The organism is Microbacterium sp. NPDC003461 (assembly GCF_053588335.1).
The window spans coordinates 22,739-43,795 of sequence record NZ_JBSFPT010000022.1 but is presented as its reverse complement, the minus strand read 5'-3'; the positions used below and the strand labels follow the sequence as shown (position 1 = coordinate 43,795).

General features: G+C 70.3%; 15 protein-coding genes. 7 read left to right on the top strand and 8 right to left on the bottom strand.

The genetic code is table 11. From position 1 onward, the window contains the following. Nucleotides 1-132: 132 nt before the first annotated feature. Complete coding sequence (manA, locus tag ACWDR7_RS09845) at nt 133-1,269, bottom strand: mannose-6-phosphate isomerase, class I (RefSeq protein WP_449854738.1); 1,137 nt, start codon at nt 1,267-1,269, stop codon at nt 133-135. A 44-nt stretch (nt 1,270-1,313) separates the two neighbouring features. On the opposite strand from manA, the gene ACWDR7_RS09840 reads away from it, so the two are divergent. The 4 genes from ACWDR7_RS09840 (at nt 1,314) to ACWDR7_RS09825 (ending at nt 7,163) form a co-directional block, all read left to right on the top strand. Beyond that, on the top strand, nt 1,314-2,792 hold the full coding sequence (locus ACWDR7_RS09840) for an O-antigen ligase family protein (RefSeq protein WP_449854737.1): 1,479 nt from the start codon (nt 1,314-1,316) through the stop codon (nt 2,790-2,792). 31 nt (nt 2,793-2,823) lie between these two features. Beyond that, nucleotides 2,824-4,143, top strand: a complete 1,320-nt coding sequence (locus ACWDR7_RS09835; protein ID WP_449854736.1) for an O-antigen ligase family protein — start codon at nt 2,824-2,826, stop codon at nt 4,141-4,143. Nucleotides 4,144-4,236: 93 nt separating this feature from the next. Further along, nucleotides 4,237-6,207 (top strand): glycosyltransferase, encoded by a 1,971-nt coding sequence (locus ACWDR7_RS09830; protein WP_449854741.1) that lies wholly within the window; start codon nt 4,237-4,239, stop codon nt 6,205-6,207. Further along, complete coding sequence (locus tag ACWDR7_RS09825; protein WP_449854735.1) at nt 6,204-7,163, top strand: glycosyltransferase family 2 protein; 960 nt, start codon at nt 6,204-6,206, stop codon at nt 7,161-7,163. The genes ACWDR7_RS09830 and ACWDR7_RS09825 overlap by 4 nt, the downstream gene beginning before the upstream one ends. Before the next feature lie 21 nt (nt 7,164-7,184). On the opposite strand, the gene ACWDR7_RS09820 is transcribed toward ACWDR7_RS09825, so the two are convergent. Genes ACWDR7_RS09820 through glf form a run of 5 tightly spaced genes read right to left on the bottom strand, consistent with a single transcriptional unit; the run spans nt 7,185 to nt 13,175 of the window. Then, a complete protein-coding gene (locus ACWDR7_RS09820; protein WP_449854734.1) occupies nt 7,185-8,324 on the bottom strand; it encodes a polysaccharide pyruvyl transferase family protein in 1,140 nt (379 codons plus the stop codon). A gap of 59 nt (nt 8,325-8,383) precedes the next feature. After that, nucleotides 8,384-9,133, bottom strand: coding sequence for an ABC transporter ATP-binding protein (locus tag ACWDR7_RS09815; RefSeq protein WP_449854733.1), 750 nt, complete (start codon nt 9,131-9,133; stop codon nt 8,384-8,386). After that, nucleotides 9,133-9,924, bottom strand: coding sequence for an ABC transporter permease (locus ACWDR7_RS09810; protein WP_449854732.1), 792 nt, complete (start codon nt 9,922-9,924; stop codon nt 9,133-9,135). Before ACWDR7_RS09810 ends, ACWDR7_RS09815 begins: the two co-directional genes overlap by 1 nt. 55 nt (nt 9,925-9,979) lie before the next feature. Next, on the bottom strand, nt 9,980-12,001 hold the full coding sequence (locus ACWDR7_RS09805; protein WP_449854731.1) for a DUF6541 family protein: 2,022 nt from the start codon (nt 11,999-12,001) through the stop codon (nt 9,980-9,982). A 22-nt stretch (nt 12,002-12,023) separates the two neighbouring features. Then, on the bottom strand, nt 12,024-13,175 hold the full coding sequence (gene glf, locus ACWDR7_RS09800) for a UDP-galactopyranose mutase (RefSeq protein WP_449854730.1): 1,152 nt from the start codon (nt 13,173-13,175) through the stop codon (nt 12,024-12,026). Nucleotides 13,176-13,303: 128 nt separating this feature from the next. On the opposite strand from glf, the gene ACWDR7_RS09795 reads away from it, so the two are divergent. From ACWDR7_RS09795 to ACWDR7_RS09785, 3 genes are read left to right on the top strand one after another with little or no spacing between them, the layout of a single operon-like run. Beyond that, nucleotides 13,304-15,523 (top strand): hypothetical protein, encoded by a 2,220-nt coding sequence (locus ACWDR7_RS09795; protein ID WP_449854729.1) that lies wholly within the window; start codon nt 13,304-13,306, stop codon nt 15,521-15,523. Beyond that, on the top strand, nt 15,516-16,484 hold the full coding sequence (locus tag ACWDR7_RS09790) for a glycosyltransferase family 2 protein (RefSeq protein WP_449854728.1): 969 nt from the start codon (nt 15,516-15,518) through the stop codon (nt 16,482-16,484). The genes ACWDR7_RS09795 and ACWDR7_RS09790 overlap by 8 nt, the downstream gene beginning before the upstream one ends. After that, complete coding sequence (locus ACWDR7_RS09785; protein ID WP_449854727.1) at nt 16,484-16,912, top strand: GtrA family protein; 429 nt, start codon at nt 16,484-16,486, stop codon at nt 16,910-16,912. The genes ACWDR7_RS09790 and ACWDR7_RS09785 overlap by 1 nt, the downstream gene beginning before the upstream one ends. Before the next feature lie 110 nt (nt 16,913-17,022). On the opposite strand, the gene ACWDR7_RS09780 is transcribed toward ACWDR7_RS09785, so the two are convergent. Both ACWDR7_RS09780 and ACWDR7_RS09775 read right to left on the bottom strand, forming a co-directional pair. Next, the gene (locus ACWDR7_RS09780; protein ID WP_449854726.1) at nt 17,023-19,695 is read right to left on the bottom strand and encodes an FG-GAP-like repeat-containing protein; all 2,673 of its coding nucleotides are present in this window, start codon (nt 19,693-19,695) and stop codon (nt 17,023-17,025) included. A gap of 68 nt (nt 19,696-19,763) precedes the next feature. Next, entirely contained in the window at nt 19,764-21,056 is a 1,293-nt protein-coding gene (locus ACWDR7_RS09775) for a nucleotide sugar dehydrogenase (protein WP_449854725.1), read from the bottom strand. Nucleotide 21,057: the final 1 nt, after the last annotated feature.

Sequence of the window (21,057 nt, the reverse complement as noted above, 5' to 3'; positions counted from 1 at the left end):
GCCAATGCGGCCGCCCCGCGGCGCGCAGCGCCGCCTCGCCGGCGCGGGAGCGCCGGCGCGAGCACGCGAGCGGCGCCGCGAAGCGGTGCCCGAGCGGCGCAGACGCTTCTGAAAAGAAACAAACCGAGCGGGTCACCCCCCGGGCTGGGCGAGGAACGCCTCGCCGTCGCCCGAGATGCGCAGCTCGCCGCCGTCCGGGGTGACGAACGCCGCCGCGCCGGGGTGCAGCTCGAGCTGCTCCTCGCCGCACGCGACGCGCACCTCCCCCGCCGTCGCCAGCACGATCGCCGGGCCCTGAGGCGTCACGGCCGCCGCGTCGCCGTCCGAGACCCGCGCGCGCAGCAGCGCGAAGTCCGGCACCGGCACGGGGAACTCCTCGAGGCCCGCGGCCACCGCGACCGGCCGCACGAGCTCGGTCGGCCCGGGTCGGGCATCGAGCACGCGCACGAGCTCGTCGACGTCGATGTGCTTCGGGGTGAGGCCGCCGCGCAGCACGTTGTCGCTGGCCGCCATGATCTCCACGCCCAGCCCCGACACGTAGGCATGCAGCATGCCGGCGCGCAGGAACACGGCCTCGCCGTGGTGCAGCACGACGTAGTTCATGAGCAGCGCGACGATGACGCCCGGATCGGACGGATACGACGCGGCGATCCGCCGCGCGTTCCCCAGCGCGTCGGCGAACTCGTCCGATCGCGCCTCCGGCAGCGCGGCGATGATCGCGTCGACCGTGGGCTGCGCGTCGCCCGACAGCAGCCAGGCCAGCACGGCGGGCAGCGCGTCGTCGCCCGTGAGCCGCTCGAGGAGCGGATGCGCGGCGGGGCCGAGTGCCTCGAGCAGCCGACGCGAGGCCGCCACCTCGCGCAGTCCGCACAGCGCCTCGAAGCGGTCGCTGAGCGCCACGAGCATCTCGGGCTTGTGGTTGTCGTCGGCGTAGTTGCGCGGCGCCCCCTCGGGCAGGCCCCGCTCGCGCGCGAAGCCGTCCTGCGCCTGCTCCCTCGACGGATGCACCTGGATCGACAGCGGCGAGTCGGCGGCGAGGAGCTTCAGCAGGTAGGGCAGCGGCCCGGTGACACCGCGCGACGGCCCGTCCTGCGCGATCCAGCGATCCAGCGTGATGCCGCCGTCCAGCTCGGCGGGATCGGACGGGTGATCGCCGAACCATACCTCGGCCTCCGGCCCGGCGGACGGCTCGCGCCCCTCCAGCACCGCGATCAGGGTGCGGGATCCCCACGCGTAGTCGCGCGGCTGGTTCGTCAGCGGTATCAGCACGCGCCCCAGGATAGGCGGAACCCGCGCGGTACGCTGGGCGGACGATGGCCCAGATCACGCGTCACCCGGTCGCGCCGGCTCCCGCGGCGCCGCCGCGCGTGGCCACGGGGCGGATGGCGTTGCGCGCCTACGCGATCCTCGTGCTGTTCTCGGCCTTCGCGCACACCGCCTGGTGGAACCTGCTCGGACCGGCCTCCCTCGCCGTGCTCGCCGCGATCGCGGTCGCCACGATCGCGATCTGGGTCCCCCTCATCGTGCGAGGCGCACGCGCCCGCGACCGCGACTCCTCGCGGACGAGCGTGCCCGCCCTCGCGTGGCGCCGGCTGCCGTGGGCGGCCCTCGGCTACGTGGCACTCGCCGGGCTCTCGCTGCTGTGGTCGCGCTGGCCCGCCGCCACCGCCCTCACCTGGGCGGGGCTGCTCGTCACGACGCTGCACGGCCTGTTCCTCGCGCACGTGCTCACGTGGCGCGAGCTGACGCGCGCGATCGAGGTCGCGCTCAAGTGGGTGCTCGGCCTGTCGCTGCTGTTCGAGCTGTGGGCGGCCCTCATCCACCGCGGGCCCCTGCTGCCGAACTTCTCGGACGCGCCGGCCGATCCGGATCCGCACTGGTACTGGACCCGCGGCGCGCTGTTCGACCCGGGCGAGCGCATCCAGGGGATCGTCGGCAACGCGAACGTGCTCGGCATCCTGTGCGTGCTCGCGCTCATCGTTTTCGCGGTGCGGCTCGCGATGGCGCCCCGGCGCCGCGGGCTGCTCGCGGCGTGGATCCTCCTGGCCGTGGTGCTGCTCGCGCGCTCCGGGTCCGCGACCGCGCTGGTCGCGGCCGCGGCGGTGGCGGTCGTGCTGCTCGCCGCGCTGCTGATGCGCCGGGCCACCACGCCCGGCGCCCGCTCTCGCCTGTACGCCGCGTTCACGGCGGCGGGCGTGGCGGCGGTCGTCGCGGTGGCACTGCTGTGGCAGCGCGTGCTCGGCGCGCTCGGGCGGGACTCGGGGCTCACGGGCCGCGACGACATCTGGGCGGCGGTGTGGGAGCGCGCGAGCGAGCGCCCCGTGCTGGGCAACGGCTTCTCGACCCCGTGGGTGCCGTGGGATCCGATGTTCGACGGGTGGATCATCGATCACGGCATCACGGTGTTCCACGCGCACGACATGTGGCTCGACGTCTTCCTGCAGCTGGGCGTGGTGGGGGTCGCCCTGATCGCGGTCGTGTTCGGGGCGGCGACGTGGCGCTCGTGGTTCTTCGCCGTCGACCGGCCGCGGTGGGACCTGGTGGCCGACCGGCCGTACTCGCCGCTCACGCTGCTCGCCCCCCTGACCATGGCGCTGCTGCTCACGCAGGGGCTCACCGAGTCCGGGCCGCTGATGCTCTGGGGGTGGCTGCTCGTCACGATGATCGCGTTCCGCATCAAGCTCGCCCCGGTCGTGGGCCATGGCGCGGCCGAGCGGGCGGACGAGCCGGGCGAGCGGGCCGACGAGCCCGGCGAGCGGATCGAGCGCGCCGCGGAGAGGCCGCGCCGATGAGCGACATCGCGGCGAGCGGGGCGGAGCCGCGGTGATCCCCGTCGAGCTGCGGCGCATGATCCGGCGCGGGCTGCGCTCGGCCGAGATGGCGCGCGTGTTCACGCTCGTCGCCCTCGGCACCGCGTTCTCGAGCTTCGCGATCCAGCGGCTCACCGGTCCGTGGACCCTGCACGCCATGGTGGCGGGGCTGTGCGCCATCGGGCTGGCGATCCTCGTCGCGCGCCGGCGCGAGCTGTCGCTGCTGCACCTGGCGCCCACGATGCTCGTGGCCTTCGTGCTGTGGGCGCTCGTCAGCGCGTTCTGGGCGGACGAGGGCGGCGACACGCTGCGCTCCTGGCTCTCGCTGCTCGCCTATGCGTTCCTGGCCGTCGTGATCGCGCAGACGCGCGACACGCTCCAGACGGTGCGCGCGCTCGGCGACGTGCTGCGCGCGCTGCTGGCCGCGTCGCTGGCCGCCGAGATCCTGTCGGGCATCCTCATCGACATGCCGATCCCGGTGCTGCAGATCGCCGGCAACATCGCGGTGGGCGGCCCCGTGCAGGGGCTGTTCGGCACCCGCAACTACCTCGGGTTCGTCGCCGTCGTCGCGCTCGTGACGTTCCTCGTCGAATGGCGCACGCAGTCGATCTCGCCCGGCCGATCGGTCTTCTCGATCGCGCTCGCCGGCCTGCTCGCGGTGCTCTCCGCCTCCCCCACGGCGTTCGTCGTCGCCGTCGTGGCCACCGTGGCCGTCTCGGCGCTCGCCCTCGTGCGGCGAGTGGACCCCGCGCGCCGGCAGGACGTGCAGCTGGGTCTGGGGGTGGTCGTGGCCGTGGGCGCGCTCGCGGCCTATCTGCTGCGCGCGCGCATCGTCGACATCGTGGGCGCCGCCACAGACTTCTCCAACCGGTCGAGGGTCTGGCTCGAGTTGTTCGAATGGATCCGGCGGCGATGGATCACGGGCTGGGGCTGGCACGGCGGCTGGTCGGACGACGTCTTCCCGTTCAACTCCATCAACTGGCAGCTGCGCGACCAGCACGCCTCGGCGCTCAACGCCTACCTCGACGTGGCGCTGCAGCTCGGCTGGGTGGGCGTCATCCTCTTCGCCGGCATGTGCGCCGTGGCGCTCGTGCGCTCCTGGGTCACGGCGAGCGAGCGCCGCTCGAGCGTCTACGCGTGGACGCCGCTCGTGCTCGTGGCCATCCTGAGCGAGTCGATGTTCGAGAGCTTCGCCCTCGACGGGGCGGGCTGGATGCTGCTGGCCCTGTGCCTGGTGCGCGCCGGGCAGGCACGGTCGTGGCGCACCCGGATCGGCGAGACGGCCCATCCCCCGACCAATCCGCTCGAGCTGCCGCACGAACCGCATCGCTGACGGGCGAGCCGCGCCCTCACCGCGCCCTCAGGGGCCGATGGCTTAGGCTCGATGTCGCTCCCATCCGCCTCTCGTACGGAGACTTCCGCCTTGGTGCACGTACTGCAGAACGTGGTCTTTCCCCTCGACCGCGACCCCGACGTCCTTCCGCTGTACGCCGATCCCGATGAGTGGAGCGTCGTCACGATCAAGCCGGGTGCGACCGTCAAGGGCGCACAGCCGTCGTCCTCGCCGCTGCGCACGAGCGACCGCGCCAAGCTGAGCAACATCCTCAGCCGCCACAGCGCGCGCATCCCCTCGGGCCGCCGCACCTCGTTCGCGGCGTACTTCAATGCGTTCCCCGCCGCGTACTGGCAGCACGTCACGCCGATCCGCGACGTGCGCCTGACCATCCGCACCCAGGGCAGCGCCACGATCCTGCTGTACCGCTCCAACGGCGACGGCGTGAAGCAGCGCCTCGAGACGGTGGACGTGTCGGGCCAGACGACGACGCACTTCGACATCGCGCTGACGCAGTTCGGCGACGGCGGCTGGGTGTGGTTCGACATCGCCACCGACACCGACGCCGTGATCCTGGAGGGCGCGGAGTGGACGACCGAGACGGAGCCGGTGCGCACGGGCAAGGCCTCCCTCGGCATCACGACGTTCAACAAGCCCGACTACTGCGTCCAGACGCTGACGTCGCTCGCGGCGAACCCGGATGTGCTCGAGCTCGTCGACCGCATCTTCCTCGTGGATCAGGGCACGCAGCGGGTCGCGGACGAGGACGGCTTCGCGAAGGCCGCCGGGCAGCTCGGCGAGCAGCTGCAGCTGATCGAGCAGCCGAACCTGGGCGGCTCGGGCGGCTTCGCGCGCGCGATGTACGAGACGCTGCAGCGCGAGGAGAGCGACTTCGTGCAGCTACTCGACGACGACGTCACGATCGAGCCGGAGTCGCTGCGGCGCTCGGTGATGCTCGCGCGCTACGCGACCAAGCCCACGCTCATCGGCGGCCACATGTTCGACCTGCTCGACCGCCCGAAGCTGCACGCCTGGGCCGAGGTGGTCGACGACGAGGCCTTCCTGTGGCGCAACCTGTTCCAGGACACCGGCGCGATGCCGCACGACTTCTCGCGCAGCAACATCCGCCAGACCCGCGAGCTGCACATGCGCATGGACGCGGACTACAACGGCTGGTGGATGTGCCTCATCCCCAAGGAGGTCATCCGCGAGATCGGCCTGTCGCTGCCGGCGTTCATCAAGTGGGACGACGCCGAGTACTGCCTCCGTGCGCGCCAGGCCGGCTTCCCCACCGTGTCGATGCCGGGCATCGCGCTGTGGCACGTGTCGTGGATCGGCAAGGACGACTCGATCGACTGGCAGGCGTACTTCCATGCGCGCAACCGCACGGTCGCCGCGCTGCTGCACCAGGAGGTCAAGGGCGGCGGCGACCTCATCTCGCACAGCCGCAACATCAGCATCAAGCACCTGCTGATGATGCAGTACTACCCGAGCGAGCTCCGCAACCGTGCGCTCGCCGATGTGCTCAGGGGGCCGTGGCACATGCCCGAGAACATCGCAACCGCCATGCCCGCGGCGCGCGAGGCGATGAAGAGCTTCCCCGAGACCGTCGTGCACAAGGACTCGCACCGCGTGCTCACGTCGCGCAAGGGCCGCCCGGCTCACCGCAAGGTGCGCCGCTTCGAGGTGAAGCGCCAGCCCACCGGCGTGATGCTGACGCTGTTCGCGGCCGTGCAGATCGCCGCCCACTGGTTCCACCGGCCCGATCCGAGGAACGTGGCGCAGCCCGAGGTGGAGTTCGCCAAGGGCGACGCCAACTGGTGGCGCATCCCCCTGTACGACTCGGCGCTCGTGAGCTCCGCCGACGGCAGCGGCAAGCAGATCTACCTGCGCGATCGCCGCGTCTTCCGCCGCCAGTTCATCGACACGCTGCGCCTGCACGCGCGGCTGCGACGCGACTGGCGCCGGCTGCAGCGCGAGTACCGCAGGGAGCTGCCGCGCCTGGTCTCGCCCGCCACGTGGGAGAAGATCTTCTTCCCGGACGGAAAGGGCACGGGCCAGTGAGCGCGCCCTTCGATCCGGCCACGGCGACCATCGTCGTCGTCACGTACAACCGCTCGCACCTGCTCTCGCGCCTGCTCGACTCCATCGAGCGGATGGATCCGAAGCCCGGCCACGTCGTGATCGTCGACAACGCCTCGAGCGACGACACCTCCGAGGTCGTCGCGTCGTACGAGGATCGGGTGGGCACGCGGATCGTGTACCGCCGCCTCGAGGAGAACACCGGGGGGTCGGGCGGCTTCAGCGAGGGCATGCGGGTCGCCTACGAGCTCGGATCCGAGTGGATGTGGCTCATGGACGACGACGTGGAGGTCCTCCCGGAGGGCCTCGCGCGCATGGGCGCATGGACGCCGAAGTTCAAGAGCATCCAGGGGCGTCGCTACGACTACGACGGTAGCGAGTTCTACTGGCAGTACCGCGTCTCGGTGCCGCTCGGCATCCCGATCCCGTTCGCCCCGGCCGACTTCGACGCCTCCGGCTACCGACCCATGAATTCGGGCTGCTTCGAGGGGATGTTCATCCACCGCAGCATCGTGCGGCAGATCGGCCTGCCCGACCCCCGCTTCTTCATCTACTGGGACGACACGATCTACGGGTGGCTCGCCTCGCGCGTGACCCGCAGCGCGATCGTGGACGAGTTCGTGCTGCAGCGCACGCGCGAGATCAAGCAGTGGGACATGGGCATCCGGCACTTCAATGCCTCGAGCGACATGTACCGGTACTACATCATGCGCAACCGCGGCATCATGAAGCACTACTACGCCGCGCACGGCAGGTACCACCCGTTCTACTTCGCCGTCGGCACCGCCGCCACCTTCGTCAAGGAGGTGCTGCGGCTCGTCTTCGTGGAGCGGAAGATCACCAAGCAGGGCTGGAGCAACCTGTGGCGCGGCATGCGGGACGGGCGCGCGCTCGCGCGCGACACGTCGTTCCGCGTGATGCCGCCGCTCGAGGACTGAGCACGCGCGCGCGGCGGTGACTCAGGCCGCCGCGTAGAGCGCGCGCCCCGCCGCGAGCTTCTCGGCCGCGAGGCGCCTGGCGCGCCCGGGGAAGCCCGGGTCGACCGTCGCCGCGTCGGCCGTGATCCGCTCGCCGGCGTCGACGACGTTCCACCCTGTGCCCAGGCGCAGCAGCGACTCGTGCTTCACGTCGTAGTAGCCGGGACGCCCGGCCACCACCACACCGGCCGCGCCGGCCGCCGCGCCCAGCAGGTGCACGTGGAAGCGGGACGTCAGCCACCGCTGCCCGCGGCGCATCGGCAGGCCGTCGTGCCAGATCCGCCCGAAGGGATAGAACTCCTCCGCGCCGCCCCGCAGCCCGACGTACCGGTGGTCGTCGGGCGGGATGGCCTCGGCGAAGCCCGCGCCCCCTTCCGCGGCGAAGTCGTCGATGAGCCGCAGCGCGTCATCATCGTCCCAGGAGCGCACGTCGCCCTGCACGAGCACCATGCGGTCGGGCACGCGCTCGTTCGCGTACACGGGCCGGTCGAGCGCAAGCGCGAGGAATGCGTCGTCGCATCCCACCGGCACTCCCATCTGCTCAGCGCTCGGCTCGTCGCGCGCCTCGACGTGGTCGAACGCCGACAGCGCGTCGCGCGCCCACGCGGCCGTGTCGCCCTCCAGGGGCATGAGGCCGAGGCCGGTCGCGACGATCCGGATGCCGAAGTGCTCGCGCAGCGTCACCGCCGCCGTGAGCACGCCGAGGTTGTCCTGCCAGATTGTGTTGAGGTAGCCGCCGCCGAGCAGGTGCACCGATTCGGCTCCACGCACGCACAGGAGCCCCTCGTCGAAGCGCGGCGATCCGAGCTCTCGGATGATCCGCGCCACACGCGGCGCGTCGGAGACGGGGTCGTGCGTCTCGCTCCCGTGCGCCAGCTCCCACAGCGTGTTGGTGACCCGCAGCCGCGGGTGCGTGTCGGCGAACAGGTGCGCGGCGCGTCCGGGCTGCGGACAGTCCAGCCACACATCCCGGTCGGGGTGCTCCCGGGCGAGCAGATCGAGCCACGCGCGCGTGATGAGCTCGTCGCCGAGGTTCGGATGGCCCGCGGTCGAGACGAGGTAGAGCGGGCGCGTCTCGCCCTGGTCCTGCGTCCTCGATCGAAGGCGGCTCAGAATGCTCATATCCTCGATCCTCTCGCATCGTCCGGCTGCGGGCGACCCCGGCGCAGGAGTCGGCTGGATCAGCCGGCGTTGTCGGCGTTGTACTGCGCGATGACCTCGTCGATCGGCCCGTCCATCACGAGGCGGTGCTCGCGGATGTAGAGGCCGCGCGTGCAGAAGCGCTGCAGGTCGCGCTCGTTGTGGCTCACGAAGAAGAGGGTGCGTCCCTCCGAGAGCAGCTCGTCGATGCGGGCGTAGCACTTGGCCCGGAAGGCCTTGTCGCCCACCGCCAGCACCTCGTCGACGAGGAGGATCGGCTCGTCCAGCTGCGAGACGACGGCGAAGGCCAGGCGCACCTTCATGCCGTTCGAGAGGTGCTTGTAGGGGGTGTCCTGGAACTCCTCCAGCTCGGAAAACGCGATGATCTCGTCGTAGCGCGCCGAGACCTCCGTGCGCGTCATGCCGTGCAGGCCCGAGGTGAGGCGCACGTTCTCGCGCACCGTCAGGTCGCCGACGAAACCGCCCGTGAGTTCGATCAGCGGCGCCACTCCCCCGTTCACGCGCACCCGGCCCTCGTCGGGCAGCAGCACGCCGGCGACGAGCTTCAGCAGGGTCGACTTGCCCTGGCCGTTGCGGCCGATCACGCCGATCGACTCCCCCGGCTTCACCGAGAAGGACACGTCGCGCAGCGCCCAGAACTCGCCCTTGGGCATGCGGCGGCGGGCACCCGCGAACAGCGATTTGATGCTGCGCCGCCCGCGCCGGTTGCGCCGGAACCGCACGCCGAGGCCCGTCACCTCGATCGCGTTCTGGCTGCCCTGCTCCGCCATCACAGCTCCTTCAGCATCGGACGCTCGAGGGCGCGGAACGTCAGCACGCCCGCGCCGAGCACGATGAGGCTCAGCAGCACGCTCCCGATCACCGCCGGCGTGTCCCACTGGTCGGGGAAGAACCCGACCCGGTACATCGTGAAGATGCCGGCGAGCGGATTGGCGACCTCGAGCCAGCCGAACCCGTCCGGCAGGTCCTTCACGCTGTAGATGATCGGCGAGGCGTAGAAGAGCGCGCGCAGGATGAGGCGGGTCGTGCGCTCCAGGTCGCTGAACAGCACGCACAGCGGCGCCACGATGAGGCCGAGCCCCACGAGCAGCGCGAGCTGGACGAGGATCGCGACGGGGAACCACAGCAGCCCCCATCCCACCGTCGCCCCGCCCCAGATCGCGAAGACGGCGAGCACCGGCAGCGAGCAGAGGAACTCCACACCCTTCGACACCACGATCCGGCCGATCCAGATCGAGCGCGGGATCGACGTGGAGCGCACGAGCTTCGCGTCCTTGCTGAACGCCTTCGTGAAGTCGCCGACGGCGGCGTTGAACCACGCCCACGGCAGCAGCGCCGCGATGAGGAAGACGATGTACGGTTCCTCACCGACCGAGCGGTGGAAGATCTGCGTGAAGACGAACCAGTAGATCGCGCTCATGATGAGCGGATCGAGCACGCTCCACAGGTACCCGAGCCAGCTGGTCGCGTAGCGCACGCGCAGGTCACGCGCCGACAGCAGCCAGAGCGAGTGCACGTAGCGGCGCAGGGATCGCGGCGCTCCCGCTCGTGTGGCTGTCACAGTACGATCCTACGGTCGCCGGGTGGACGCCGACCGCATGCCGCGGTGGCGCGGATCAGGGCAGGGGTCCGCACTGGTCGATCCGGTAGAGCACAGACTCCCCGTCGGTGTCGGCGGGCGCGAACAGCCCCGCCTCGACGGCGGCATGGGGCCCGGGGAAGTGGTTGCCCGCGGGGTCTCCCCCGCCGAACTCGTGCGGGTTGTAGAGCACGTGGCGCACCCGCAGCTCGTCGAGCGCCGCGCACACCGCCGGGTTCGTCTCGATCTCCTGCAGCCGCCACGCGAGCTCGAGCCGCGCCGGGTCCCACTGCCCGTTCACGTGGGGGAAGACCGGCTCGCGCCCCGCGAACAGCTGGGTGAGGGCGCTGCCGTCCCAGGGGTCGCCGAGCACCCGCTGGTCCCGCGGCACCACGCCGGCGACGACATCGCGCATGAACGCGATCTGCGCCGTCGACACCACCTCCCCCTGCGCGCCGCTCGCCGGCTGATGGAACACCCGAGCGACCGAGTGCGTGATCCCGGAGGCCGCCAGCGTGACCGTCGCGGTCAGCGCGATGACCGCTGCGGCGCCGACCGCCGTGACCGACGCGCGCCGCGGCGCAGCCGCCGCCCGGGGCACGATGCGCCTCATCACCGCGAGGATGCCCATCGCCGCCAGCGGCACGGCGAGCACCGGCAGAGCGGCCGCCAGCCGGAACCGGTCCTTATACCAGACGCCGGTGACCACCTTCGTGACGACGTCGTCCGATCCGGCGGCGAGGACGAACAGGGCCGCCGCGATCGCGTACGAGACGACGATCCAACGGGTTCTCGGGCGGCGGATCGCGACGACGACGCCCGCGGCGACGGCGAGCGCGAGCAGCGGCGACGCGAGCGTCACGATGCCGTCGACCCCCGTCATGGACCGCAGCAGCAGCACCTGCGCGAGGCCCTCGCCCACCGACTGCACGGCCTGAGCCTGCGGCCCGCTCAGGCGGTCCTCGAGCGGCTCGTCGAACAGGCCGAGGCCCACGACGGCGTAGGCGAACGCGGCGGCGGCGGCGAGCAGCACGGCGCCGCCGAACGCCGACAGCGCCACGACGGCCCTGCGCCGGGCATGGCCGCCCTCGCGCCAGGCGCGTGCGAAGCCGGACCCGAGCCGCCACAGCACGAACGGCGCGACGAGCAGCGCCCACGTGGGAAGCACGCGCGGGTGCGCCAGGGCGATCGCCGCGAGCGTCGGCGCCACGGCGCCCGCCCCGAGGAGCCAGGCCCGCACCCGCCGCCCCGGCCGGGCCGCCGACGCCGCGCGCACCGCGAGCACCGTCGCGGCCACGGCGGCGGGCAGCAGCGCGTGCGCGAGGGCCGTCGGGTAGATCGTGCCCCACGTGAGCAGGCCGTACGGGAACCAGCCGAACGACACCCCGAGCGGCAGCGCCACGAGGGCGGCGAGCCGGTCGCGGACGAGCACGTGCGCGAGCCACGCGACGCCCGGCAGCCACACGGCCGCGACCATCGCCAGCCACGCGGCGTTGAACGCGACCGGCACGCTCGCGCCCGACAGCTGGGAGGTGAGCGCCACGAGGTCGTGCCAGGCCGCCGGGTAGTACGCGATCCCCGCGTCCGCGGTCTCGTTGAGGGAGCGCAGCGTGAGCGACGACCCGGAAAACCCGTCGAGGATCGCGGCGACGGCCGAGAGGTGGAAGACGTTGTCGTAGGTCTGCGAGATCCGATCCGGATCGGGCACGCGCCAGAACGCGGCGACGGCCGCGGCGAGCGCCGACAGTGCCCCGACGATGCCCAGCGCCCAGCGCAGCCCGTGGCGCGGCGTCGTCCCGACGCGCGGCACCGCCCGCCGGGCGGCGAGAGCCAGACCCGCGGCGAGCGCCGTGACCGGCAGCAGCTGCCATGCCTGGTACGGCAGGCGCGCCGCCCCGAAGGCGATCGCCGCGATCCCGGCGATGCACACGCTCACGGGGCCGGCCAGCGCGACGCGCGCGAGCACGCCCAGGCGCAGCGGGGCCGTGGCCGCGAGCCCCGGCACGACGGCGAGCGCCACCGCGACGAGGATCGACGGCACGGCGGCGACCCAGGTCATGGAATCGTCAGCCGATCACGCGTCAGTCGTCGGATCCGCCGAACTCGTTGCGCCACATCGACAGCGCCGAGCCGATGGCCATGTGCATGTCGAGGTACTGGTACGTGCCCAGGCGCCCGCCGAAGTGCACGTCCTCCTCGCCCTTGGCGAGCTCGCGGTACGCCAGCAGGCCCTTGCGGTCCTCGTCGGTGTTGACGGGGTAGTACGGCTCGTCGTCGCGCGTGGCGAAGCGCGAGAACTCGCGCATGATGACGGTCTTGTCCGTCGGGTAGACGTCCTTGCGCTCCGGGTGGAAGTGCTTGAACTCGTGGATGCGCGTGAACGGCACGTCCGGATCCGGGTAGTTCATGACCGGGGTGCCCTGGAAGTCGCCGACGTTCAGCACCTCCTCCTCGAAGTCGAGCGTGCGCCAGCTGAGGGCGCCCTCGGCGTAGTCGAAGTAGCGATCCACCGGGCCGGTGTAGACGACGGGCAGCTGCCCGACGACGGCCTTCTTGCTGAGCGGCTGCGACTCGTCGAAGAAGTCGACGTTCAGCTTGACCTCGATGTTGGGGTGGTCGGCCATCCGCTCGAGCCATGCCGTGTAGCCGTCGGTCGGCAGCCCCTCGTACGTGTCGTTGAAGTAGCGGTTGTCGTAGTTGTAGCGCACGGGCAGGCGGCTGACGATGTCGCCAGAGAGCTTCTCGGGCGAGGTCTGCCACTGCTTGGCCGTGTAGTGGGCGAAGAAGGCCTCGAACAGCGGGCGCCCCACGAGCGCGACGCCCTTCTCGTAGAAGTTGCGCGCCGTCTTCACGTCGAACTCGCCGGCCTGTTCCTTCACGAGCGCGCGCGCCTCGTCGGGCGTGTACGCCGCCTGGAAGAACTGGTTGATCGTGTGCAGGTTGACGGGAAGCGCGAACACCTGGCCCTTGTGCGTGGAGTATACGCGGTGCACGTAGTTCGTGAAGGTCGTGAACCGGTTGACGTACTCCCACACGCTCTCGTTCGAGGTGTGGAACAGGTGCGCGCCGTACCGGTGCACCTCGATCCCGGTCTCGGGCTCGGCCTCGCTGTAGGCGTTGCCGCCGATGTGGTGACGGCGCTCGATCACAGTGACCTTGCGGCCGGCCTGCGCGGCCCGTTCGGCGATGGTGAGTCCGAAGAAGCCGGATCCGACGACGAGGAGATCAGTCATGGGGTCCATTCTCTCAGCAACGAAGGGGATTCCCTGACAGCTCAGGTCCCGGTGTGCGAAAGGACGCTCCGACCCGCCGGTAGGCTGGGGGGATCTGCGCCGAAGTGCGGCGAGAAGGGATGGTCGGGATGCGGTCTCGGCTCTGGGGCGCATCGGTGCCCGTCCTCGTGACCGGGATGATCGCCCTCGCGCTCGTGGTCATGGTCAACCTCATCACCCCGGGGTTCTTCCTACGCGACGACGCGGTGAACGAGTTCCTGCCGTACATCGCGGAGGAGGCGCGCCTGCTCGCGTCCGGTCAGCTGCCGATCTTCACCGCCGATTCACTCAGCGGCGGCAATCTGCTCATCAACTTCCAGCGCAGCATGTTCCACCCGACGATGATCGCGGCCGCACTCACCTGGAGCGCAACGGCGTCGATCGAGATCACGGGCGGGCTCGTCGTCGTGCTCAACCTGTGGGGCGCCATGCTGGGCGGCTACGCCGCAGCGGCGGCGTTCGGCGCGAACCGGACGATGCGCTGGTTCGTCGCCCTGACGGTCGCCACGGGGCCGATGATGCTGTTCATGTACCTGCCCGCATGGTGGAACGCGGGCATCGGCATGTCGGCCTTCCTGTTCGTGTTGGCTGCGCTGCAGTGGCACTTCCGCGACCGCACGGGCTTCTCGGCGATCTTCGTCGGCCTCGCCTCCATCTACACGCTCCTCATCGGATGGCCCCATGGCTTCGTGGCGATGGCGATCCTGTACACCGCTTACTGGTTGCGCATCGCTCTGGACGCACGCCGCGCCGCCACCCGGCGATGGTTCCTCGCGCCCTGGCGGCTGGCGGCGGCGGCGGCGGTCGCGATCCTCGTCGGGCTACCGCTGATCAGCGAGTACCTCACCTCGGGCGGCTCCCTCGCACGCACGACGAACATCACCAACGACAATCTCGGCGTTCCCGCGCTGTCCCAGCTGCTGAACATCGTCAACCCGTCGGGCGGCGACTACTGGCACATCTGGGGCGGCTACCGCTGGTGGCCCATCCCGATCGCGCTCGTCTCGCTCGGCCTCGTCTCCCTGGCCTTCGTGCGCGACTGGGGCCGGCTTCTCCGCCGCGGCGACGTGCGCTTCGCCCTGCTGCTGGCGGGCGTCTTCCTGTTCCTCACGCAGCTGCCCTCCGAGTTCGGGCCGCTGCGGATGCCGTTCCGCATGATCCCGTACGGGAGCGTCTTCATCGCGCTCGCCGCGGCGATCATTCTCACGCACGCCACGATGGCGTTCACGTGGCGCCGCGTCGCCGTCGCCCTCGGCGCACTGGGCGTGGTCGTCGCCTTCGGCGCGTTCCGCGTGCCCACCGTCTTCGAGTCCGGCCGCAGCGGCATCCTGCTCCCGGCCGCGACGCTCGCCATCGCGGCCGTCGTGCTCGTGCTGGCGATGCGCATGCGCCGCGTCGGCGCGCTCACGATCGCCGCGGGGGTGCTGGGTGTCGCGGTCGTGGGCGCCCAGATGCCGCGCGGGCTCGGCGACGCCTTCATGGGGCCGACGTCCGTCCCCGACCTGTCGGCCTCCGAGGAGCTCGCCACGGAGCTGCCGGATGGCTATCTGCTCCACGCCGTGGCGTACTTCACCTACGACAATGCGGTTCTGCCCGACCTCGCGGCGGCACGCTACCTGCTGGCCGATGTGCCGTTGCTCAACGGCTACGACCCCGTGGGCTTCACCCCGTACCAGGAGCGTCTGGCGCCCATCGCCGTACAGGGCATGGTGAGACTCGCCGCTGTCGACGCCATGGCCCAGCCCTCTCAGATCGATCCCACTCTGTGCGAGCTGACCGTGTGGGGTGTGCGCAGCGTCGTCACGGTGGCCGAGCCCGGCAAGGGCTCGGGGGCGCGCCGCGCGGCGCTCGAGGAGTGCGGCTTCGAGGTGCTGGCCCGCGACGGCGACGACACGCTCTGGATCGATCGCACACACGAACCGATGAACGGCACCCTCTCTTGGGCTTCGCCCGAGCTGACCGACGTCGCCACCGTCGAGGCCGCCGACCGCGTCGAACGCATCGAGGTCCGCAACGCGAGCGACGATGCTGGCACGCTCCTCTTCTCCCGCCTCGCCTGGCCCGGATACAGCGCCACCGCGTCGACCGGAGAGCCGCTGAAGATCACCCCCTATGACGACACCCTGCTCGCCGTCGAGGTGCCAGCCGAATTCGAGGGTGACGTGACGATCTCGTATGCTCCCCGCTCGTGGCGCTGGGCGCTGCCGCTGGCGGGCGCCGGCGCGCTCGGCGGGCTCGCCCTCGCGATCGTGGCCATCCGTTCCCGTACCCGGGCCGCGCAGGCCGAATCCGGAGGTGTCCGTGACTGATCATCGCAAGCTGGTGACGCTGCTCGTCCCCGTGTACAACGAGCAGGAGGTTCTGCCGCACCTGTATGAACGCGTCGACGCGATCACGCAGTCGCTGCCGGCGTATGACTTCGAGCTGCTGCTCGTCGACGACGGGTCGTCGGACGAGTCGCTGCGGCTGATGCGCGAGTTCAGCGAGAGCGATGAGCGTGTGGCGTACGTCTCCCTGTCGCGCAACTTCGGCAAGGAGATCGCGATGCTGGCCGGGCTCGATCACGTGCGTGGCGACTGCGTCGTGATCCTGGACGCCGACCTCCAGGATCCCCCCGAGCTCATCCCGCAGATGCTCTCGTATTGGGAGGAGGGGTACGAGGACGTCTTCGCCCGACGGCGCTCTCGCGAGGGCGAGTCGTGGATGAAGAAGACGACGTCCAAGGTCTTCTACCGCGTTCTCGAGCGCTCCACGCACATTCCGATCCAGCGCGATACGGGCGACTTCCGTCTGCTCGACCGCCGCTGTGTCGACGCCCTCACACAGTTCCGCGAGTCGGAGCGCTACACGAAGGGCATGTTCGACTGGATCGGCTTCCGTAAGAAGGAGATCACGTACGACCGCGAGCCGCGTCACGCGGGGCAGACGAAGTGGAACTACCGCAAGCTCTTCAACTTCGCCATCGACGGACTCACCTCCTTCACGACCGCTCCCCTGCGCTGGTCGGCGATGCTCGGCTTCGTGATCTCCGCCGTGGCGTTCGTCTACATGATCGTCATCGTCGTGCGCGCCCTGATGGGCGTCGCGACAGTCGACGGGTATCCGTCGCTCATGGCGGTCATCCTCTTCCTCGGGGGCGTGCAGCTGCTGTCGCTCGGCATCATCGGCGAGTACCTGGGGCGCGTCTTCATGGAGACGAAGAACCGACCCCCGTACTTCGTCGGCGAGAGCCGCGAATCCGCTCGCGGGTCCGCACGCTCGGACGACTGATGCAGCTCATCCGATTCGCGCTGGTCGGCGGTCTCAACACCGCCGTCGACTTCGCCATCCTGTTCCTGCTGCGCGCCCTCGGCGTGCCGCTCATCGTCGCCAACACCGTTTCGACGACGGTGGGGCTCTGCGTGAGCTTTCTCCTCAACCGCAGCTACACGTTCCGCAGCGGAGGGGGCCGCGGACGGCAGTTCGCGCTGTTCCTCGTCGTCACGCTCTTCGGGCTGTGGGTGCTGCAGCCTCTCGTGATCGTGGGCGTCGGTTGGGTCCTCGACGAGCTGTGGACCCTCGACGAGAATCTCGTCCTGCTGATCGGCAAGCTCGCGGCGACCGTCGTGTCGATGACGTGGAACTACATCCTCTACGCGCGCGTCGTCTTCCGCCACCGCGACCCCGAAACCGACCGAGCCGAGACCGGCCAGCGCTGACGGACGAGGCCGGGCCCGGCCTCAGCCGATCCAGGACATCGCAGGCAGCTCGCCGCCGGGGACACCGACCCCCGGGCTGCCTGTGGCGGACTGCCGGCACGGCATCGGCCTCAGCCGATCCAGGACATCGAGCGCCAGTTGTATCCGATCACCCTGCTGCCATTCCAACCCCCGCCGCCATCACCGCGGTAAAGCACGAGCTGCTGGTTGCCGTTGACGCCGATGACGTCGGCATTGCCGTCGCCGTCGAAGTCCCCCGGGCTGAACAGGCGTTTGAGACCGTTCCAGTTCCAGCCGATTTCACGGGCAGGTTTCCACCCGCCAGCACCGTTCGACGGGTAGAGCTTCAACGTCCCGTCCGCTGTTCGCGCGATGAGATCGCCCAGGCCATCACCATCGAAGTCGCCCGCGTAGAAGATGGCGCTCATGCTACCCCAGCGCCAGCCGATCTCCTCGTAGCCCGATTGCAACCCGCCGCTGCCGTTGTTGCGATACAGCCGAAGGGTACCGGCCCCGTCACGAACGATCAGATCGACGCTTCGGTCGTTGTTAAAGTCCATCCCCCCGATGAACAGGCCGTTCGGCGGCAGGCCGTTCGTGACGTGCAGACGGTCGCCGAACGTGCCATCACCGCGCCCAGGATAGACGTACAGTCGGCCGGATTCGGTGACGCGCCCCACGTCCCCGACCCCGTTCCCCGTGAAGTCCCCTATCGAGAACGTGTGGTCAGCCGTACTCCAGCTCGTCGCAACTGTCCTAGTCGTTTGCCAACCGCCGCTTCCATCGCCCGGGTACAGCCTGAGTTCGCCGGCATTCGTCAACGCGAGGACGTCCCGGTTGCCGTCACCGTCGACGTCTCCCATTCCCGCATGGAACGGGCGGATCGCGCCGCTGGCGACGGGGCCGGCGCTCGTTATCTTGGTGAACCCGCGCCAACCATGGCCGATCCTGCCGGCTGATGTGACGCGTCCGTCGCCGAGATTGGTGTACAGGTTTACCTCGCCTGTGGCGGTGAGCCCCAGAAGGTCACTCTTCCCATCGCCGTTGAAGTCCCCGGGGGCGAAGATCCCGCTCATGCTGCGCCATCCGTGCCCGATCTGAGTGGATCCGAGCCAGCGGCCCTTGCCGTCGCCTCGGTACAGGAACAGCGCACCGTCCGTCCGGCGCGCGATGACGTCCGCGTTGCCGTCCCCAGTCATGTCGCCGGCACCGATGACCAGGTTCATTCCGTTCCAGCGCCACCCAACGACCTTCGGAGCGCGGAAGCTCCCACCGTCCGCTCCCCGCCACAGGAGAAGGTCTCCGTTGGGTGCCCTTGTGAAGACGTCCGGGATCCCGTCTCCGTCGAAGTCGCCCGCGTTGACGATGAGGCCTGCGCCCGACCAGTCGACGTTCAGCGGGGTCCTGCCTCGAAAGCCCAGCTTTCCGTCGCCACGATGCAGCCATGCGGCGCCTGAAGCCTCGACCGGCACGATATCGCGGTTGCCATCGCCGTCCAGGTCGCCCACACCCAGAACCTGACTGTATCCGCCCCAGCCTGAGCCGACCTCGACACGCTCGGCCCACCCGCCACGTCCGTCGCTTGGATAGGCCCACATCGTTCCACCACCGTCTACGGCGAGCAGGTGCGACGTCGCGTTGAGCGAGGCCACCGTGGGCTTCTGCTGTCCGCCGGCCTCGCGAGTCGAGCCGAACCAGTCGGTGTAGTAGTTGTAGAAGTTCCGGTTGCCGTACGACGAGCAGGCGTCGCCCTCTCCGTAGCCCGCCGCGAGAGAGGCCTGGTTGGGCTGGTACGGCGTGTAGTAGTACAAGGCGGCGGTAGCCGCGTTCTCGATGAGGACCGGGGCGCTCCCGCACGACGCGTTCGGGTGCCAGAGCACGTTGGAGGTCCGCCCCACGGGGAACCAGTTGAACCACGAGTCGAGCGTGTAGCGCTTCAGCTGCGAGGCGGCCATGTACACCTGGTACGAGAAGCCGTAGAACGCCGTGTCGCAGTCGGCGTTGTCGGGGCATGCATAGCCCATCGCGATCGTGTAGCGCCAGTCGCTGGGCCACGTGTGGGTGACGAGCCCCTGCTCCTTCTGGAGCATGACGAGCAGCACCTTCTCGCTGACGCCGCACGCCCGCGAGACCTTCGAGATGATCTGCGCGGCGCTCTCGTTCGATGCGCCCTGATATGTGCCGGGGCACCAGCTCGTCGCCGCACGTGTCGACGTGGTCTGGCGGAAGTCCTTCAGGCACACGTACCCCGACCGGCAGGTCGGCACCTTCAGATTGAGGAAGCTCTGGATCTCGGCCGTCGACATGGTGCCCGACGAGTACATCACCTCGTCGGTGATGATGTTGCCCGGGCGGAATCCCACCAGCGATCGCGTCTTCATCTGCCCATGGTCGGGCCCCGCACCGTTGCCCGCCGGGTCGGCCTCATCCGGCGTCGAGTCACCCTCGTAATCGGCTCCCGCCAGCGGCACGGCGGAGTCCTCCGTGGGCTCGGGCGCCGGAGCGTCCGTCGCCTCGGGTGATGGCGCGGTGCTCGGGGTCGCGGACGGCGTGGGGTCGGGCGTAGCGTCCGCAGCGGGCTCCGGCTCCGGCGTGTCCTCCGCGGGGGCCGCGGTCTCCCCCTCCTGCGGAGTCGGCGTGGCGGCATCCGCACTCGGGGCCGGTGATGCGACATTCGCGCTCGCCGCCGCAGGCACCAGCGCCCCCGCGAGCGCGACGACGGCCACGAAGGCGATGGCCGCCCGCTCGCGACGCCCGGACAGCAGGGAATATCGGGAACCCATGCAACCAGTGTTACAGAGGGGGTCCCAATGAGAGGGATGTGGCGCTTGTGACCGCGACGTGTCGCGCGTCAGCCCTTGCCGACGACGATGCGCGGGGTTCCGGCCCAAGCCGACGCATCGGTCGCGTTGCGACCATCGACGAGCAGGCGCACACCGGGGATCGCAGCAGGCGTCAGCTCGCGGTAGTCGGCGTGATCCGTCTGCAGCACGGCGACATCCGCGGGCTCGCCCAGGCGGTGCGGCTCCAATCCCAGACCGCGCAGCTCCTCGTCGGTGTACATCGGGTCGTGCACCGTCACCTCGGCGCCGCGCGAGCGCAGGGCGTCAACTGTGGCGAAGACGCCCGAGAACGCCGTCTCCTTGACGCCGCCTCGGTATGCCGCGCCGAGCACCACGGCCTTCAGGCCGGAAAGGTCGCCGAGGATGCCCTCTGCCTGCGCCACGAGGTGCTCCGGCATGCCCGCGTTGAGCAACCGGGCCGTGCGCACGATCTCCGCACCCGGGTCGGTCGAGAGATACAGACGCGGGTACACCGGGATGCAGTGGCCGCCGACCGCGATGCCGGGGCGGTGGATGTGGCTGTAGGGCTGGGAGTTGCAGGCCTCGATCACCTGGTACACGTCGATGCCGTTCGCCCCCGCGAAGAGCGCGAACTGGTTGGCCAGTCCGATGTTCACATCACGATAGGTCGTCTCCGCGAGCTTGGCCATCTCGGCCGCCTCCGCGCTGCCGAGGTCCCAGACGCCGTTCGGGCGGGAGAGGTCGGAACGATCGTCGAACGTCAGCACGGCCTCGTAGAACTCGCGCGCGCGGCGGGCACCCTCGTCCGAGAGGCCGCCGATGAGCTTCGGGTACTTGCGCAGGTCCTCGAACACGCGCCCGGTGAGCACGCGCTCGGGTGAGAACACGAGATGGAAGTCCTCGCCCTCGACGAGGCCGGATCCCTCCTCGAGCATGGGCTTCCAGCGCCCGCGCGTCGTGCCGACCGGCAGCGTCGTCTCGTACGACACGAGGGTGCCGGGCGTGAGGTGCTCCGCGAGCGACGCCGTCGCGGCGTCCATCCATGCGAAGTCGGGCTCCCACGTCTCGTCGTTCACGAACAGCGGCACGACGAGCACGACGGCATCGGCGCCGGGGATCGCGTCACCGTAGTCCGTCGTCGCGCGCAGGCGACCGGCGGGCACGAGCTCGCTCAGCTTCTCCTGCAGGTGCGCCTCGCCGGGGAACGGCTCGGTGGCGGCGTTCACGAGCTCGACGGTCTTCGGATTGACGTCGACGCCGACCACCTCGTGACCTGCATCTGCGAACTGGACGGCGAGGGGAAGCCCGATCTTCCCGAGGGCGACGACGGCGATGCGCATG